Origin of the sequence: Pseudoalteromonas rhizosphaerae (assembly GCF_902498845.1) — a bacterium.
Lineage (GTDB): Bacteria > Pseudomonadota > Gammaproteobacteria > Enterobacterales > Alteromonadaceae > Pseudoalteromonas > Pseudoalteromonas rhizosphaerae.
In genome coordinates this window covers 120004-139086 of the sequence record NZ_CABVLM010000013.1, presented here as the reverse complement: position 1 = coordinate 139086, position 19083 = coordinate 120004, and the positions used below count along the sequence as shown (strand labels likewise).

12 protein-coding genes are annotated in these 19083 nt (G+C 41.2%); 5 read left to right on the top strand and 7 right to left on the bottom strand.

The features are described from left to right. Positions 1 to 19: 19 nt before the first annotated feature. From PSR9079_RS18515 to PSR9079_RS18490, 6 genes are all read right to left on the bottom strand, one after another. Positions 20 to 1360 carry a sensor histidine kinase gene (locus PSR9079_RS18515; RefSeq protein WP_149982776.1) on the bottom strand — a complete coding sequence of 447 codons (1341 nt, stop codon included), beginning with the start codon at positions 1358 to 1360 and terminating at the stop codon, positions 20 to 22. Continuing rightward, positions 1360 to 2688: a sigma-54-dependent transcriptional regulator gene (locus PSR9079_RS18510; RefSeq protein WP_145242142.1), complete on the bottom strand. Its 1329-nt coding sequence runs from the start codon at positions 2686 to 2688 to the stop codon at positions 1360 to 1362. The genes PSR9079_RS18515 and PSR9079_RS18510 overlap by 1 nt, the downstream gene beginning before the upstream one ends. Before the next feature lie 83 nt (positions 2689 to 2771). Further along, positions 2772 to 3980 carry an ABC transporter permease gene (locus tag PSR9079_RS18505; RefSeq protein ID WP_149982775.1) on the bottom strand — a complete coding sequence of 403 codons (1209 nt, stop codon included), beginning with the start codon at positions 3978 to 3980 and terminating at the stop codon, positions 2772 to 2774. 11 nt (positions 3981 to 3991) lie between these two features. Further along, complete coding sequence (locus tag PSR9079_RS18500) at positions 3992 to 5305, bottom strand: ABC transporter permease (RefSeq protein WP_149982774.1); 1314 nt, start codon at positions 5303 to 5305, stop codon at positions 3992 to 3994. Between the two features lie 3 nt (positions 5306 to 5308). Next, a complete protein-coding gene (locus PSR9079_RS18495; protein ID WP_145242138.1) occupies positions 5309 to 6019 on the bottom strand; it encodes an ABC transporter ATP-binding protein in 711 nt (236 codons plus the stop codon). A gap of 27 nt (positions 6020 to 6046) precedes the next feature. Next, a complete protein-coding gene (locus PSR9079_RS18490; RefSeq protein ID WP_149982773.1) occupies positions 6047 to 7300 on the bottom strand; it encodes an efflux RND transporter periplasmic adaptor subunit in 1254 nt (417 codons plus the stop codon). Between the two features lie 791 nt (positions 7301 to 8091). On the opposite strand from PSR9079_RS18490, the gene gltB reads away from it, so the two are divergent. From gltB to PSR9079_RS18470, 4 genes are all read left to right on the top strand, one after another. Beyond that, positions 8092 to 12549, top strand: coding sequence for a glutamate synthase large subunit (gene gltB / locus PSR9079_RS18485; protein ID WP_149982772.1), 4458 nt, complete (start codon positions 8092 to 8094; stop codon positions 12547 to 12549). 9 nt (positions 12550 to 12558) lie between these two features. Continuing rightward, a complete protein-coding gene (locus tag PSR9079_RS18480; protein WP_149982771.1) occupies positions 12559 to 13974 on the top strand; it encodes an FAD-dependent oxidoreductase in 1416 nt (471 codons plus the stop codon). A gap of 426 nt (positions 13975 to 14400) precedes the next feature. Next, on the top strand, positions 14401 to 14799 hold the full coding sequence (locus PSR9079_RS18475; protein WP_138585062.1) for a hypothetical protein: 399 nt from the start codon (positions 14401 to 14403) through the stop codon (positions 14797 to 14799). Positions 14800 to 14929: 130 nt separating this feature from the next. Next, the gene (locus PSR9079_RS18470; protein ID WP_218939789.1) at positions 14930 to 15919 is read left to right on the top strand and encodes a DNA-processing protein DprA; all 990 of its coding nucleotides are present in this window, start codon (positions 14930 to 14932) and stop codon (positions 15917 to 15919) included. A gap of 73 nt (positions 15920 to 15992) precedes the next feature. On the opposite strand, the gene PSR9079_RS18465 is transcribed toward PSR9079_RS18470, so the two are convergent. Next, the gene (locus PSR9079_RS18465) at positions 15993 to 17003 is read right to left on the bottom strand and encodes an SMI1/KNR4 family protein (protein ID WP_149982769.1); all 1011 of its coding nucleotides are present in this window, start codon (positions 17001 to 17003) and stop codon (positions 15993 to 15995) included. Between the two features lie 412 nt (positions 17004 to 17415). On the opposite strand from PSR9079_RS18465, the gene PSR9079_RS18460 reads away from it, so the two are divergent. Continuing rightward, positions 17416 to 19077: an Hsp70 family protein gene (locus PSR9079_RS18460; protein WP_149982768.1), complete on the top strand. Its 1662-nt coding sequence runs from the start codon at positions 17416 to 17418 to the stop codon at positions 19075 to 19077. Positions 19078 to 19083: the final 6 nt, after the last annotated feature.

The window sequence follows — 19083 nt, the reverse complement described above, 5'->3', positions numbered from 1 at the left end:
CAAATCAACAAAAAGCCGCTTAATTGCGGCTTTTTTGTGATTGTTTGTTAGGACCGTGGGGCAGAATGACATGAACACTAAGCCCACCGTGCTTACGATTGTGTAAGCTAATTTGACCATGATGCGCTTCGACTATTTCACGGCACAATGCTAACCCCAAACCACTACCAGCGACTTTAGTTGAATAAAATGGGATTAATGCATTGGCCATCACTTGCTCACTCATACCTTTACCTTGGTCGTTTACACTGATATGTGTGCCTTTAATATTCTGTGTAACAGTGACACTTATATGTTCGCTTGCAGAGCCTGATTCGTGAGCATTTTTTATTAAGTTGATCAGTAGCTGCTCGACTTGAGTCGGATCAGCCAGTGTATGCACGTCATTACTTATATCGAGCATAAAACACCATTGATTTTGCAGTTGTGTGAGCAACACTTGCCAATTAATTGCGCTTGGCTGAGGAGTGGGCAGTTTGGCAAATTTGCCATAGCCTTGTACAAAGTCGTTTAAATGTTTGATGCGTTCAGAAATGGTAGCAAACACGCGGCTAAGTCTGGGTTCGTCTACTTTTTCACTGAGTAACTGGCCGCTGTGCAGCATTGACGACATGGGCCCCAGAGAGTTATTAAGTTCGTGACTGATGATCCGAATGACCTTTTTCCACACTTCGACTTCTTGACGGCTAAGTTCGCGGGTGAGTTGTTTAAAGACATATAAGTAATGGTATTGATTGTTAAGTAATAACTTACCGGTTGATAAATGCCACGCTTGAGATTCTTGGTCTTCAGTATCTAGCGTAAATAAACCATCGCTACCGCGCGTTAAAGCATTGTTTAACTGTGGATGAGCATTTTCAAGCAGGTGTGCAAACTGACTTCCTTCAAGCGCTGTTTTGGCATTAAAAAGGTCTCGGGCACTGTAGTTACTATAAACAATAAAGCCTTTATCATTTTTTAAAATAACGGCTTGGGGAGAGCTTTGTAGCACTTTATCAAGCATCAGCTCGCGCTGATAGATCCATTGTTTCTCTTGGCGTAATTGCTTTGCAGTTTGATTATACAATTGACACAAGCGGCCTAATTCATCGTTGCCGTTATAAGCTAGTAAGGTGGCTAATTCACCGTCTTTAAAATTAAGCAAACCAGTTTCAAGTGAGTGTATGCCTTGCACCAGAGTGCGGCTGAGCCGAAAAGATAAATAACTTGCCAGCAGCGATGTGAGCAGCGTTGTTATTAATAGTGAAGGCCAGCTTAAATGGGTTAACCAGCAGATGAGCCAAACAGGAATAAGTGCAGAGATGTTACATATCAGCACTATTTTACGAGTGAGAGACAGTGCCGGTTTATTTTTTTCCATTAGTAATCAATCTCAAATTTCTGCAAACGGCGGTACAGTGCTTGACGACTTAAACCAAACTGTCTGGCAACTTTTGCGATCACTCCTTGGTGCTGACGCATAGCTTGTTCTAGTTCTACTCTACTGGGTTCTTGTTTAGCAAAGTTAGTGTGCAGCGGTTGCGATTGTAGAGCAAAATCATCGAGGGTAATGTCGCCATTAGGTTTGAGTACGGCTGCGCGTTTACAGGCATTTTCTAGCTCACGAACGTTGCCGGGCCAATTGTGCGCGAGTAATCCTTGCTCTGTTGTAAGCGATAATTCGCGCTCGCCTAAGAAGTGTTTAGCAAGCGCTAAAATATCATCTGGTCTTTGCGCTAAACTGGGTAAATTTAGCTCAATCACGTTGAGGCGATAATATAAGTCTTCTCTAAATCGACCTGCATGAATGGCCGCTTTTAAATCTTCATTGGTAGCTGAAATAACCCGAACATTTACTTTTTGTGTTTTTGTTGAACCGAGTCGTTCAAACTCACCAGTTTGTAACACGCGCAGTAGTTTCATTTGCCCTGATAATGGCAGGTTACCAATTTCATCTAAAAACAGCGTACCACCATCAGCGGCCTCAAAGCGACCAATTCGCTGTTTGGTGATGCCAGTATAAGCACCCGCTTCAGCGCCAAATAATTCGGCTTCAATTAAATCATGGGGCAGGGCTCCGGCATTGATGGTCAAAAACGGGGCATGGTTTAAGTGAGAATTGGCTTGAATAATTTGTGCAATGCGTTCTTTACCACTGCCATTTGCACCTGTTATTAGCACAGAGACATCTGACTTAGCGACTTGTATTGCCATATTGAGAATTTTTTCCATGGCGGTACTTTGATACACTAAACCAACTAGGTTGGCATCGGCTAAACTTGATGTTCGCTCTTGCTGGTGGCGCGCATACATTACATTTTGTTGTTTTGCTTGGCCAAGTTCGATTAAGTTATTAACACAGGTGAGGAGCTTGCTATCGTCCCATGGTTTAGGTAAGTAATCAGCGGCGCCGGCTTTGACTAGCTCTATGGCGCTGGCCAGTTCAGTCCACGCGGTGATCAAAATAATCGGTAAGTGCGGGTTGAGAGCTCTTAGTTGATAAAACAACGCTTTACCTTCTTCGCCAGAGGTGGTGTCATTACTAAAATTCATATCTTGAATAACCAGCGCGATACGTTGGTATTGCACTATTTGTAAGGCTTCAAGCTGCGTTTTTGCAGTCACAACCTGATAGTCATGAATTTCTAACAGTAATGACAAGGCTTCTAATATGGCAGGGTTGTCATCGACAATAAGTATTTTTTCCATGTGAATTTAATCGCTGTTTTTGTTATCTTTATTTCAAAATGCTACACGGTATTAAACCAGTGTAGCATAGGTTGGGAGCTGCTTTATATTGTTCGCGTGGCGATACTCGGTGATATGTTGGCGGCACGTTTTGCAGGGCCAAACACGGCAAGTAAGCTCATAACAAACACCATAATGGCAGTGCCTGCGATATAGCTCGGTGGCAGTGCGGCAATTGAAAAGTGCTGCATTAATAATTGACCAAGTAACAGCGCCGCAATAATGCCAAGGAGCAACCCCACGCAGCAGATCATCGCATTTTCAACTAAAAAGTAGTTAATAATGGCTGATTTTCTGGCTCCTAATGCACGGCGAGTGCCTATTTGCTTGGTGCGTTTGCTGATATTAAATAAGGTTAAGCCAAAAATCCCCAATGCAGTTACCAGTACTAATATCGTGATGAGCACAATCAGCATACGCATCATCAATTTGTCTGCTGCAACATATTCGTCTTTAAGTTGATCTAAGCCATTGATATTGTTGATCACCCGTTTATTGTAATTATTCAGCATCGCGGTTTCGATTTGCTTCATCACAGCTGCACGTTGACCATGCTTGGTTCTGACTGCAAATTGTGCGTAAGTTTTGCCTTGAATATAAGGGATCAGCGCAACATTATTTGGGTGACTATCTTTAAGCCAAGGGCTCTTCATATGATCTGCCACACCGATAATCGTCAAAGGCAAATCGCCAAAATAAATTGTTTTGCCGAGGCCATCACCTTCAGGAAAAAGTTCATCGAGTAAAGCTTGCGTGACAACAGTAACATTGGTAGTTCTCTCAGTAGGTGAATTAGTGATTGTTACTTCATCCTCTGTAAAGTTGCGCCCTGCAATTAGTTTTACACCATAAGTGTCTAAACCATGCTCATCAATGAAAATATAAGAACTACGGATACTTTTACTTTCTTGAGGAGCCGGTTTCAAATTAAAGCTTGATGCACTGCCACTACCGGATAGGGGAATACTGCTGCTTTGTGCTGCATTTACAACCCCAGGTAGTGCTCTTAACATTGCTTCGTCTAATTCAAACTGTTGACTTAAATCGATATCTTTACCAAACGTCATCACATTAAACATAAACAAGTCTTGCTCTGGATAACCGGTTTCTTGATTTAAAAAAGCGACTCTATCTTGGATAATAAATGCCGCATTACTAACGATTGCGGTGGTTATGGCAATTTGAATTAAGAGTAATATTGCCCCGACTTTTGAGCGGCAAAGAGCATGAAATATAGGTTTGATCTCTAACATTAGTGTGCTCCTTATTGGCTTTTAAGATAAATAGCAGGGTTAGTACGGCAAACTAGCCATGCAGGATAAAGCCCGGCTACTATGCAGGTTGTAATAGCGATAACAGGTGCACTGAGTAACATAGTGATATCCATTGTGGCGATTGATGAATAGTAATCATAACTTTGACGAACAGCCCACAAACCTAATTGCGCAAGTACGATACCGACTAGGCCGCCAAAACATCCAAGCATAGCCACTTCAACAAGGTGTTGTAAAAACACTTGTCGTTTACTGGCGCCTAGTGCTCGGCGCACACCTACCTCCGGTGCCCGACGCAAAAACTTAGCTAACAATAAACCAAGAATATTGGCTAAACACACTGCTAAAAACATAAAACTTAAGCCGACCAATATTTTATTGTCTTCACTAACGACATTGTTGTATTGCATCCATTGGTTAACATCACGTAGCTTATATTCGGGTTTTTCTCGGGCAAAGCGGCCACGCTTTTTTTGCTCTTGAATGTAAGAATTAAGATAATTTTCGTAGTTTGCTTTTTGCTCCGCGTTATCTAGTTGCGCCCAAAATTGGATCCAAACTATTTCCGATTGCATTCTATCGGCGTAGCTATTGATATTCTCATGTTTCCAACCGTTGCTGTTGCCCCAACTAGTTAGCTCTTTGGTTTTGACTAAGCTAAATGGTAAAAATAATTCTTCAGGTTCATTAAATGCACCATTATTTAAATCATAATACTTAAGGTTAAGTGACCAGTCAGCGATCACACCAACAACTTCGTAGCTGTAATCATCTAAGTAGATCAATTGGCCAATTGAGTTGTTTCCTGCAAACAGTTTATCGTTGAGTTCTTTTGAAATCACCACCACAGGGGCGGCAGATTGCTCTTGTTGTTCACTCCATTCACCGCCGTAAATAAACGATACATTAAACATATTAAAAAAATTAGGCGTAGTCATCCGTGCATTACTGGTAAACGGCTTTACTTTGTCTGAATCTAGATACACTGAGAATCCAGTACGCATCATCGCGACCTTTTTTTCAGGAACCGGCGCATTCTGTAAATTGACTGCATCTTGATAAGTCAGTTGCATAGGAAGGTTATCCTCGGTCCACCACGTATGGCCTTCATCCATGGTTTGTAATTGCACAGCATAAAGTTGACTACTTTTTTCGGGAATAGGATCCGCCGACATCATATGATAAACGCTTAAACTGGTCATGGTTACACCAATCCCAATAGCAATGGCTAGCACCATTAACATGCTTACCAGTGGTGTGCGCTTAAAACTACGCCAACTTAAATCGAGGTAATGTAATAGCATAAGTTACGCTCCAGCCACATTTTTTAGGTTTTGCGCGCCTTGATACAAGGTAAAGTCGGCAAGTTGACCATCAACCACTTGAATATTACGAGGTGCTCTGCGGGCAAGTTCTGGGTCATGAGTCACCATAATGATGGTCGCGCCGTCACGGTTAATTTGCTCCAGCAATTCCATCACTTGACGTGCCATTAAGCTGTCTAGGTTACCTGTTGGTTCATCGGCTAATAAAAAGCGCGGCTCACCGGCGAGGGCGCGGGCAATCGCTACCCGTTGCTGTTGACCACCTGATAACTGCTGCGGCAAATGTTTAGCGCGAGAAGCTAGACCTACTTGTTCTAAGCACTGTTCAATACGACGTTTACGCTCGCTTGCTTTAATACCTCGGTAGCGCAGTGGCACTTCAATGTTTTCATACAAATTTAAATCAGGGATCAGGTTGAAGCCTTGGAAAATAAAACCAATTTTTTGATTGCGACAATCCGCCCGTTGATTGTCGTTCAGTTTGCCAACATCAATACCATCGAGCAGATATTCACCACTGCTAAAAGGTTCTAACATGCCTGCGATATTTAAAAAGGTGGTTTTCCCGGAGCCACTAGGGCCAGTTACTGCAATAAACTCACCTTCATCTACGTGCAAATTAAAGTCGCGTAGTGCATGGGTTTGCACCATTTCTGTTTGATACAGTTTACTAATATTGTTCATTTTAAGCATGAGTTGATCCTTGTAATATGGTTGTTTTTATCTCAGTAATAATGTTGGCGCTTGTTTAAAGTTATCGTAACTGGAGATGATCAGCTGATCGCCTGAGCTAACACCTTGTAGCAATTCTATTGCGTTGATGCTGCTTGCCCCGGTTGTGATATTTACCAGTTGTGCGGTGTCGCCGATAACTTTGTAAACCTGCGTACCACCTTGCTGCATAAACGCACCGCGTTTGATTTGTAAAACGTCATCACGATTTTCTAATAAAATGCGTGCTGTTAATCGCTGGTTTTGGCGAATGCCTTTTGGCTCTTCGTCAAAGCGTACTCGAGTAGTTACTTCACGATTGTTAACTTCCGGCGAAATTGCCGACAACACACCAGTCACTTTTTTTGCCCCGAGTGTGAGCTCAACTTCCATTCCTAAACCGAGTTCGTTGGCGTAACTTTCAGGTACTTGCAGTTGTGCTTCAAAATTACTTAAATCAACCAGCGTCATTAACGGCTGACTTTGGGTAACGGCTTCTTTTTGTTGTACAAGCAGGTTACCAACAATGCCGGTGACGCTGGCTTGAATAGTTAAGTTTCTGACTTGGCGATTTAAATCATCAACGATCAGTTGTTGGCGAGCAAGATCGCGCTCTGCAGCTTTGAGTTCAAATGCGAGTGTATCTTTAGCAAGTTCAACTTCTTGTTGAGCGTGTTTGTAAGAAAGCTTGGCACGGGCAAGATCATCAACTGCTTTTTCTAAATCAATTTGGCTGATCAAGTTTTTTTCGATAGAAAGCTTAGCACGGCGATTTTCCCTGTCTGCTGCATTGAGCTCTACTTGGGCGAGATCAAGCGTTTTGGTTAAGCTTAACTTTTGTCGACGTGCTTCTAAGTGCTTACGTTGTAATTCACCATCAAGGCGGGCTAACACCGATTGTTGCTGTTTTAGTTCATTATTGAGTTCTGGGCTATCGACTAAAGCAATAATGTCATCTTTATTTACTTTATCACCGGCTTTAACTTGTAAATCCACATAGCCACGTTCTGGGCTATAAACCTTGGGAGCATTTGCTGCAACAATTTTACCGCTGGCGGCTACATCACGTACTAAACGACTAATATTAACGGTAGCAATCTGTAAAGAAGCCCGGTCAACAGAAATACTACCTTGATTGTTACCCATAAATGCTTGTGCACATAAAGCAAGTACAGCAAGTGATAGCACCAGTACTATTAATGGTTTTTTGTAACTACGTCTTTGCGTAACACTTACATCTTGTCCGCTGGTATCTTTTATCATGAGTGATCCTTAGCTATGTCTATTCTCGCAGTAAGTGATCATCAAGCTCACTACTAAGACAGTGATTGGTGAAACTAAAAATAAACTGAGAATAAACATAAGTTGTGTCCTGTAATTATCTTTTAATGTTTATTCGAATATCATGCCAAAATTTAATGTTATGATTTTAATGAGATAATTATTTATTTTTAAATTATTTGGTGTCCGCGGACATAAATTGTGTCCGCTGCGGACACTTTGCTATGGCGGCTAAGAAGCTGTCGCAGGCGTCAACAGGGGGAGTAAGCTAAAAACTTACTAACTAGCGTAAATTATGCAAAATATGACTGTTGTGATGATAATTATGCATTAATTAGTGGCTTTAAATTTACCCATAAAAAGACATTGAAAAGAGTATTTACTCTAATGTGCGCTGTGGTATCGACCTTGAACGACAGCAAAGAGATTGAATAAAAAAGAAAGCATTTATTTTCGCTACATAACTAAGTGAATATTTATTCATTTCCACACTGGTTTACGTTAACGTAAACTGCAGGTTTATAGTGCGGTTATTTTACAACTTGTTAAATATGACACCAGTGTCATAAAAAAATAACGGGTAAAATATCGCTAAATGTTAAAAATAGGCATGAAATAAAAAGATTGTGTTGTGGTGAGAAATATTCAAGAATGTGAATATGTATTCAAGGCGCTATTGACTCAATGTACAATTGGCGATAGTTTTGACTGTCTGCTAGCAAACCGTCGAGAAGGTCATTCATAGCTAGCTGTTGTAGCAAGGGGAGGGGTCTATGTTATACGACTCAAAATTAGAAAAAGATAATTGTGGCTTTGGCTTAATAGCCCAAGTTAATGGTCAGGCAAGTCATCGTTTAATTCGTACAGCGATCACTGGCTTAGACCGTATGGAACACCGTGGTGGTATTTCTGCCGATGGTAAAACAGGCGATGGCTGTGGCTTATTATTACAAAAGCCAGATAGCTTTTTTCGTGCTATTGCCGCTGAAAAAAATTGGCACTTAGGTAAAAATTATGCCGTTGGCATGATTTTCCTAAACTCAGATCCAGTACTTGCGCAAGCTGCAAAAGATATATTGAGTGAAGAACTCGAAAAAGAAACCCTCAATATTCAAGGTTGGCGAATTGTGCCAACAGATGAATCATGTTTAGGGCCAATTGCAATAAAGCAGTTACCTAAATTTGAACAGATTTTTGTTAATGCACCAGAAGGCTGGCGCCCAAAAGATTTAGAGCGTCGTTTATACGTTGCGCGCCGTCGTGCTGAAAAGCGTTTAAGCGAAGATGAAGGCTTTTACATTGCCAGCTTGTCAGGGTTAGTAACTATCTACAAAGGCTTAATGATGCCGGTGGATTTGCCTAACTTCTATTTAGATTTAGCCGATATCCGCATGACCAGCGCAATTTGTGTATTTCACCAACGTTTTTCAACTAATACACAACCGCGTTGGCCCTTGGCTCAGCCGTTCCGCTATTTAGCGCACAATGGTGAAATCAACACCATACAAGGTAACCGCCAGTGGGCTCGTGCTCGTTCATATAAGTTTGCATCGCCGCTTATTCCAGATTTGCAATCAGCAGCACCCTTTGTCAATGAAACCGGCTCAGATTCATCAAGCCTAGATAATATGCTTGAGTTGTTTTTAGCTGGTGGCATGGATTTATTTCGTGCTATGCGAATGCTAGTACCACCTGCATGGCAGAAAAACCGTGCGATGGATGATGACTTACGTGCATTTTACGACTTTAACTCTATGCACATGGAACCATGGGATGGCCCAGCTGGTATTGTGATGTCTGATGGGCGTTTTGCTGCGTGTAACTTGGACCGTAATGGTCTGCGTCCTGCACGTTATGTGATCACTCAGGATGGCTTTATTACCCTAGCTTCTGAAGTGGGTATTTGGGATTACACTGCGGATGAAGTGGTTGAGAAAGGCCGCGTTGGCCCTGGTGAGCTGTTAGTTATTGATACTCAGTTAGGTAAAATTTGGCACTCAGACGAAATTGATCGCGACCTTAAATCTCGCCACCCATATAAAGCATGGCTTGAGGCCAATGTTAAGCGCTTAACGCCGTTTGAGCAGCTATCAGAGCAAGATGCGGGCAACCGTTCATTTGATGATGAAACGTTACTGAAATACCAAAAAATGTTTGGTTACACCAATGAAGAACTTGATAGCGTTATTCGCGTAATGGGTGAAATTGGCCAAGAAGCAACCGGCTCAATGGGTGATGACACACCATTTGCAGTGCTTTCTGAAGGTAACCGTTCATTGTTTGATTACTTCCGTCAAAAGTTTGCGCAAGTAACTAACCCGCCAATCGATCCACTGCGTGAAAACCATGTAATGTCGCTGGCGACCTGTATCGGTAGTGAGCAAAACGTGTTTAACGAGACCACCGGCCACGCTAAGCGTCTACAGTTTGATACGCCAATCCTAATGTATGCAGACATGCAACAATTATTGAGCGCTGATCAGGCTCATTACAGCTATTGCAAAATCGATATCACCTACAGCAAAGAAGAAGGCCTTGGTGATGCAGTAATCCGTATTTGTGACGAAGCGCAAGAAAAAGCAGCTGGTGGCTGTGTCATGTTGTTTTTGAGTGACCGTAATTTTGATGAGAATAAATTACCAATTCCTGCCGCTATGGCTGTTGGAGCGGTACAAAAGCGTTTAGTTGATAACAATTTACGTTGTGAATCAAATATCATCATTGAAACAGGTAGTGTCCGTGACGCGCATCAATTTGCGGTATTAATTGGTTTTGGTGCAACGGCAATTTACCCGTACTTAGCATATGAATCACTGGTTGCGATGAGCGACTCTAAAGTGATCAACAAGAGCTATTGCCAAGTTACGCTTGCTTATCGTAATGCAATCAACAAAGGCTTGTACAAGATCATGTCAAAAATGGGCATTAGTACCGTGGCATCGTATCGTTGTTCAATGTTGTTTGAAGCAGTTGGTTTGTCGGATGCAATTGTTGATACCTGTTTTAATGGTGTGGCAAGTCGCATTAAAGGCGCGTGTTTTACTGATTTTGATGATGATCAACGCAAGTTACATACTTTGGCATTAAGTAAACGTAAATTACTCAGCCATGGCGGCTTATTAAAGTATGTGCATGACGGGGAGTATCACGCGTACAACCCAGATGTTATTCAAACGCTACAAAAAGCGGTGCGCTCAGGTGAATATTCTGATTACAGCGTATACGCAGATCTTGTTAATAAGCGCCCAATTGCCACATTGCGTGACATGCTTGCACTGAAACTGCCAGCAGAAGGGATCAGTATTGATGAAGTAGAGCCTGCAACTGAGCTATATAAGCGTTTTGACTCGGCTGCAATGAGTATCGGTGCATTATCGCCAGAGGCGCATGAAGCGCTTGCAATTGCGATGAACCGCTTAGGTGGCTGTTCAAATTCAGGTGAAGGCGGCGAAGACAAACTACGCTATGGCACTGAGAAAAATTCACGTATCAAGCAAGTTGCATCAGGTCGTTTTGGGGTAACACCACATTACTTACGCAGTGCTGACGTTATTCAAATTAAAGTAGCGCAAGGTGCAAAACCAGGTGAAGGCGGGCAATTGCCGGGCGAAAAAGTAACCCCGTATATTGCTAAGCTTCGTTACTCGGTACCGGGTGTGACCTTAATTTCGCCACCACCGCATCACGATATTTATTCGATTGAAGATTTAGCTCAGCTTATTTTCGATTTAAAACAAGTAAACCCTAAAGCGTTGATCTCAGTAAAACTAGTATCAGAGCCAGGTGTGGGCACAATCGCCACTGGTGTTGCTAAAGCATATGCTGATTTAATTACTATTTCAGGCTATGACGGCGGTACTGGCGCAAGCCCGCTAACGTCGGTTAAATATGCGGGTAGCCCGTGGGAGCTTGGTCTTGCTGAAACACAACAAGCGCTGGTTGAAAACGGTTTACGTCATCGTATTCGTTTGCAAACTGATGGTGGTTTAAAAACCGGCCTTGATATCATCAAAGCAGCTATTTTAGGTGCAGAGAGCTTTGGTTTTGGTACGGGTCCTATGGTTGCGCTTGGTTGTAAATATCTGCGTATTTGCCACCTAAATAACTGTGCAACCGGTGTAGCAACGCAAGACGAAACATTGCGTCAAAAACATTTCCATGGCCTCCCAGAAATGGCGATGAACTACTTTAAGTTTATTGCTCAAGAAGCCCGTGAAATTATGGCAAGCCTAGGGGTTGCCAAACTAACAGACTTAATCGGTCGTCTTGATTTACTCGAAGCGATTGAAGGTAAAACGGCAAAGCAGCAAAAAATTGACTTATCGTCAGTGATTGCACAGCCGAATAACCCAACTGGTGAAACCTTATACTGCAGCGCACCTAATACGTCACATTATTTAGGTAAGTTGAATGAAACCTTACTTGCTAAAGCTCAACAAGCAATTGATGAGAGCAGCGGTATTTCACTGGTCAGCCGTATTTGTAACACTGACCGTTCGGTGGGCGCGATGTTATCGGGTTATATAGCTGATAAGCATGGCAATCAAGGCATGGCGGCTGATCCTGTCTCGATTGAGTTACACGGAACCGCTGGTCAATCATTTGGTGTATGGAATGCTGGTGGCCTAGAAATGACCCTAGTCGGCGATGCTAACGATTACGTAGGCAAAGGCATGGCGGGCGGTAAGCTGGTTATTCGCCCACCACTGGGTTCGTCATTTGAAAGTCACAAAGCGACCATCGCAGGTAATACCTGTTTATATGGTGCAACGGGTGGCAAGCTGTTTGCTGCAGGTTGTGCTGGAGAGCGTTTTGCGGTTCGTAACTCAGGCGTGCAAGCGGTTGTTGAAGGCGTAGGTGATAATGGCTGTGAGTACATGACCGGTGGCGTAGTTTGCGTGCTGGGCAATGTAGGCGTGAACTTTGGTGCAGGTATGACCGGTGGCTTTGCCTATATTTTGGATGAGCGTAATGACTTTGAAAAACGCATCAATCCGGAGCTAGTCGAAGTGGTGCTGTTAGATGAGCTAGCGTCACACCAAGAGCATTTGCGTGGTCTAATTGCTGAGCATTTAGAACTAACAGGCTCAAGCCGTGCAGAAACTATTTTAGCCAGTTTTGAAATGTATTTACCAAAATTCAAACTAGTTAAGCCAAAATCAAGTGATGTGAAAAGTTTACTCGGGCATCGCGCTCGTAGTAGTGCTGAACTTCGTGTTCAAGCACAGTAAGGGGGTAGTATGAGCGAGAATGTATATCAATTTATAGACGTGCAGCGGGTTGATCCCCGCAAAAAGCCAATTTCGTCACGTAAAAAATCATTTGTTGAAATTTACGAACCCTTTTCAGAGAAGCAAGTAAACTCACAAGCGGACCGCTGCCTAGATTGTGGTAACCCCTATTGTGAATGGAAATGCCCAGTGCATAACTATATCCCACAGTGGTTAAAGTTAATTCGTACTGGCCGTATTCTTGAAGCTGCGGAGCTATCACATCGCACAAATAGTTTACCAGAAGTGTGTGGCCGGGTGTGCCCGCAAGATCGTTTGTGTGAAGGTTCATGTACATTAGACGAAGAGTTTGGTGCAGTAACAATCGGTAATATTGAAAAATATATTACTGATACTGCATTTAAAATGGGCTGGAAGCCTGATATGTCGTACGTGGTATGGACCGATAAAAAAGTAGCTATCATCGGTGCCGGCCCTGCAGGCCTAGGTTGCGCTGATATTCTAGTGCGTAATGGTGTAAAACCAGTGGTATTTGACCGTCATCCAGAAATTGGTGGCTTGCTTACTTTTGGTATTCCATCGTTCAAACTTGAAAAACAAGTCATGCAAAAACGTCGTGAAATTTTCACCGAAATGGGGGTTGAGTTTAAACTTAATACTGAAGTCGGTGTTGATATCACTATGGATGAAATATTGGCCGAATACGACGCAGTATTTTTGGGAGTGGGGACTTATCAAAGCATGCGTGCTGGCCTTGAAAACGAAGATGCACCAGGTGTACATGATGCATTACCGTTCTTAATCGGTAATACCAACCGCGTAATGGGCTATGATGAGTCTAACCAAGCTTATCTTGATATGGCTAACCAAAAGGTTGTGGTACTTGGTGGTGGTGATACCGCGATGGACTGTGTACGTACTTCAATTCGTCAAGGTGCGGAAAAAGTAATCTGTGCTTATCGTCGTGATGAAGAAAACATGCCAGGTTCAAGACGTGAAGTGAAAAACGCCAAAGAAGAGGGCGTTGAATTTACCTTTAACGTGCAACCAACCGGTATCGTACTAAACGACAACGGCCATGTTGCAGGCGTACAAATGGTGAAAACCCAAATGGGTGAACCAGATGAAAAAGGCCGCAGCCGCGCAGAAGTAGTACCAGGTTCTGAGCATGTGATTGAAGCCGACCAAGTAATAATGGCATTTGGTTTCAAACCACACAAAATGGACTGGTTAGAAAAGTACGATGTAGAGATAAATCACTGGGGCGGCATTAACGCACCAGAGCAAGGTGAATTTACCCATCAAACAACTAACCCTAAAATCTTTGCTGGCGGCGATATAGTGCGCGGCTCAGATTTAGTAGTCACCGCAATCTTCGAAGGGCGTAACGCCGCCGAAGGGATCATGGACTACTTGAAAGTGTAAGACTTTTACGGGTCAAAGAGTAAAGAGCAAGCCGATTGGCTTGCTTTTTTTATGGCTTGGATAGTAGAGTTTTAAGCGCTAAGTCGTAAAATTTAAGCCATAAGCTTTAAGTTTGCGCGGTGTTAAATTAAGCAACGTAGAGGGGATAACTAAACCCAACGAAAAAATAGCCTATCAGTCTGCCTCAAGGCTTTGCATTATCGGTTTTGTTAAATGTGCTATGAGCAGCCGTTGATAACCTTAGCCTATTTTTCATAATTCTAATTTAACAAGTGCTTCTTGCTCACCTTCATATTGAGAATAAAGTGTACCTTTTCGAACGAAATGTGTTGAGCTTGTTTTTGATTATATAAGTTGTGAATTACCCCCCAAAATTTGATAATTTAAAGAATAAGATAAGTCGATCAAGGCAGTTAAGGTAAATAAATGAATCAACAATTAGTTTTTAAAAATGGTCAAGTTAGTGATAACTACGCCAGTATTTTATTAGGCCATCAAGATGAGTCATACGTTACACCAATAATGGAATATAAGGAGTATGAACTGATTGTAGAATCGGTTGTTATCATTTTACTTGATGACGACACTGAGCTAATGGGAACAGAGGTGTTAACGTTGGTTGATAGTGGGCACTGTACGTTAGCGCAGTTAATTAACTTTTTAGCCGGTGAAGAGGTGGAGGAAATGCAAGAGTTTGAGTTTATTTCATCTGCTTGGTTTGCATGGCAAAGTAAACACGGCGATTGGTCAAGTGAGCCATTTGATACTGTTTATGAATCGCAAGATAAAAACATAACAACGCTTAATGAGTTATTAAACGAGTAAGTTTGCGTTTTTAACAAGCGCTTTGGCATTTTAGGTGTGCCAACCGAGGCAGTTGGTTTACCTTGCCTTTGATTGATAATACTGTAAAAATCAGCGCGTTTTAAATTAAACAGTTGTATGGAATTTGGCGTTGAGTAAAGAACAGCAAAAAGACTATTGGCGCAATGAAACTGTGGCTTTTCTCGCGTTGACTTCATTAAGCGGCGTTGGGTATTGGGTATTACACAAAATAGCAGAGTCAGGCTTAGGCTTTAAAAATTTACTTAAAGCGAGTAATGCTGATGAAATTTCTAAACACCTGAATGTGTCATTACCTGATGATATTGAATGGCAGGCATATCAACAACAACTTTGGTCAATTGGCTTAGCGCGCGCACGTTCTCTTCATGCTGATAATGTAAGACTTTTGTTCAAAGAGCAGGAGCTTTTTCCTCAAGAGTTGAAGAAAATTGATGATGCACCTCATTGGATTTTTGTTCAGGGTCCAATTGAAAACTTACATAAAAAATCCGTATCAGTGATAGGTACTCGTAAGCCATCAACAGATGGTGTAATTTTAGCCAAAACAGTCATCGCAGCATTGGCAAATAAAGGGCTTGTTACAGTCAGTGGCTTAGCTTTGGGTATCGATCAAATAGCACATACAGAATCGATAAAATATAACATTCCCACCGTTGCGGTTCTTGGTAATGGTATATACGTTGAGTTTCCTAAAGGCTCTAACACACTTAAAGCGCAAATATTAAATCGTGGTGGCACAGTAGTAACAGAATACCTACCTGAACAATTATACAGTGCCGAAAACTTTGTTAGACGAAATCGAATACAGGCTGCGCTTTGTAATACGCTGCTACCTATCGAGTGGGAAATTAAAAGTGGCAGTGCTCACACTGTCGCATTTGCACATAAGTACAATAAAAAAATTGCTAATGTGTTCTTACCTGGAACAGCCAATTTAAGGCCTGAATTAAAGTTCTCTGAAATGGAGCGTGGTGCCAGCGCGTGGGAAATGCCAATCTGCGTGAATGGACTGTTAAAGTATATTCAAGACGACATGCAAGCAAACGGTAAAGTCGTTCAACAAAGCTTAAGCTTTCAAGACGATTTTATTTCAACGTAAAAGGTTTTAGTTTATAAAAAAGCCCATCATTACAACTAAACGATGGGCCAAGATACGTCGTTAAAAGTTGCTGTTAATCTTCGTTATGCATAAAACCAGCAATGAGTTCTGCTAAGCTATGCGCTTGTAGATAGCCGCTTTCTTGGTCTGCGCCAAAACTAATTACCTGCCCAGGTTTTCCTTTACTGTTTGGTGCAAGATCTATGGCATAAAAATTACCACAACCTTGGTCGAAAAAGGGGATCCAATAGGGGGTGCAATATAAAGGCAGTACTGTGCCATCGTTACTGCTGTAAGTATCGAGCAAGTCCTCTTGCGTCCATTTTTGATATGGTATTTGCCAGTCACTCCATTCTTTTAGTATGCTCTGTGCATTCATAAAGCCTGTTTTTTCAATGCCGTTATGCAGTGTTAAAAAGTCTTTTAAAATAGTGGGAAACTCAAAACCAGCTTGCATTTTAAATTGTTGATAAATCGCTTCGTTATCAATGGGCTCTATTATTTTTAATCCCTCAGACTCAACTAATAGAGTTAAATTTTGTTTTACTAAAGAAAAGTTCTCGTAGGCATCGAGGTTAATAAATGGGGTGATGTAATCTATTTTTTGTTGCGCTAATTCTTCTGCTTTAAATGCATTAGGAATATTTTCATCAATAAACTCACCGGTATGTGTGAATATTTGCTCAGCAAACGCTCTTGATATTGGGCGACTAGATAGACTATTACTGGCAAGATCATACAGCTTAGATTTAGGTTCTACGCCTTTTCTTCTTTCTCTATCAATTGTTGTTAACCATTGTGAAAATAGCGGGGTGTTGAGCACTTCGGCGGTAAAAATAGTCTCATCTTGTAAGTAGGCAAGCATATAAAAGTGATCGCTCGATTGAGTATCAGGTGTTATTAAGAAAAGCTTGAGAACATTTTGGCCTGTTCGATCTTTTACTGCTTGATGAAGTAAGTCACTAAAGATGTAGCTTTCATCTTGTGAAAAAGACGGCAAATTGGTGATTTCTATTGCTGGAAAATGAAAGTCATGCCATTTTTTGGTTTTTAAAGTATCGTTATACGCACAGATATTTTGCATGAGAATCTTATTAATAAAGTAAAAAATAAACTTAGTATATCACGGCAAGATTAACTCAGTATTAATTTTAACAAGCTTAAAATTTACAATTAATTAACATTGAAATTTTAATATATTTAAGCTCGTTTTAATTAGTTAATGGATCTCTTGTTATCTTTAATTTCTTAGATTAATCATTTTATATGTTATAGTTTTGTTTTTATCTCCTTGTTTAATAGGGGTTAAATTTTATAGTGAACATCTTTTTGGCCTGAATTACACGCAGTGAAAAAATAGGCTTTTTTATTGCACTTTCTTATTTTGATGGATTTTACATATAACAATCAATGTTAGTATAATAAGTGATTTTTTAAATAGTGGTTTTAATATATATAAAACGATTTAAGAATGTTCCGATGAACGGGGGAGTAATATGAAGATAGGGATTGATCTGGGAACGACACACAGTGTTGTTGCTGTATGGCAAGATAGTGGTGTTAAACTTATCGCTGACTCTGAGGGCAATGTTCTAGTGCCTTCTATTGTGAGTTTTTCAGATGACTATGTATTGGTAGGTCAAGCTGCTCGGGATCGTTTAGCGACTCACCCTGAGTTGACGGTGTCTGAATTTAAACGTTTTATGGGCACAGATAAAGTCTATCAATTAGAAGAACAATCTTATACCCCAATAGAGCTGTCGGCTATTTTACTTAAGCACCTTAAAGAGCAAACCCAAGCATATTTACAACAACCCATTACTGAAGCTGTTATCTCAGTACCTGCCTACTTTAATAATAAACAACGGCAAGCTACACAGCAGGCGGCTTCACTTGCTGGTTTAACGGTTGAGCGCTTAATTAACGAGCCAACCGCCGCAGCCCTTGCATATGGATTAGATAATAAAGATTCAGATAACACTTATTTAGTGCTTGATCTCGGTGGTGGAACATTTGATGTGTCAGTTATTGAAGTGTTTAATGACATTTTTGAGATTCATGCCTCTGGAGGCGATAATTACCTCGGTGGTAATGACTTTACCCAAGCTATTGTCGACGATGTATTTGGCAAAAATGATATCCAACCGTACCATCTAACCAAAAGTGAGCGAAGAAATATATGGTCTTTATGTGATCAATTAAAATGTCAGCTAACCATCGACGATTCTGCCAGTTTTGATTTTGAATACAAAGGCGATGTTTTAACTTATACCCTGAGTGAAGACGATTTCGGCCATATTTGTCATGATTTAATTGAGCGCATTAAGTTTCCTATTCATAGAGCGATGTCTGATGCAAAATTATCGACGGATGATATTGCGGGCCTTATCTTTGTCGGCGGTGCGACTCGCATGCCTATTTTTCGCCAACAAATTAATCATGTATTTTCGCGTATTACACAAATCCAATACAACCCAGATCATGCTATTGCTATTGGGGCTGCCATTCAAGCAAGTATGAACGAGCGTAATATTCAGCTCAAAGATGTAATAATGACTGATGTTTGCCCATTTACACTGGGCGTTGAGATATCTAACGAGCATAACCAACCTGAGTTTTTACCAATTATAGAGCGTAACTCTACGATCCCAGTCAGTGAAACGCGCTCTTTATTTTCCAGACATCCAAGTCAAGAAAGTGTTTTGATTAACATTTATCAAGGTGAAAATTACCTACCTAAAGATAATGTATTAATGGGTGCATTAGACATTACACTTGAACCTTTGAACAAAATTCAGTCTTTTTATATAACTTACACTTATGACCTCAATGGTGTTATTGAAGTGGAAGTTAAAAACAAGGATTCTGAAAAAACCTATCGTACTTATGTTGGTGAGAACGTGAAAGAGCTTGACCAAAATCAATTGCAAGAGCAATTTTCAAGACTTCAAGCTTTAAAAATATTGCCAAAAAACAAACTTGCCAATACCGCTTTTAAAGCAAAGCTCGATCGCATGTTTCAAGAGAGCCTAGGTGATAAACGCAGGAAGGTTGGTGAAACAATTGGGCTTTTTGAGCGTGCGTTAGAAACCCATGACAATCATAAAATTGACGCTGCCAAAGAGCGTATAAAAATGTTTTTGAATATTTCTTATTAACATGCA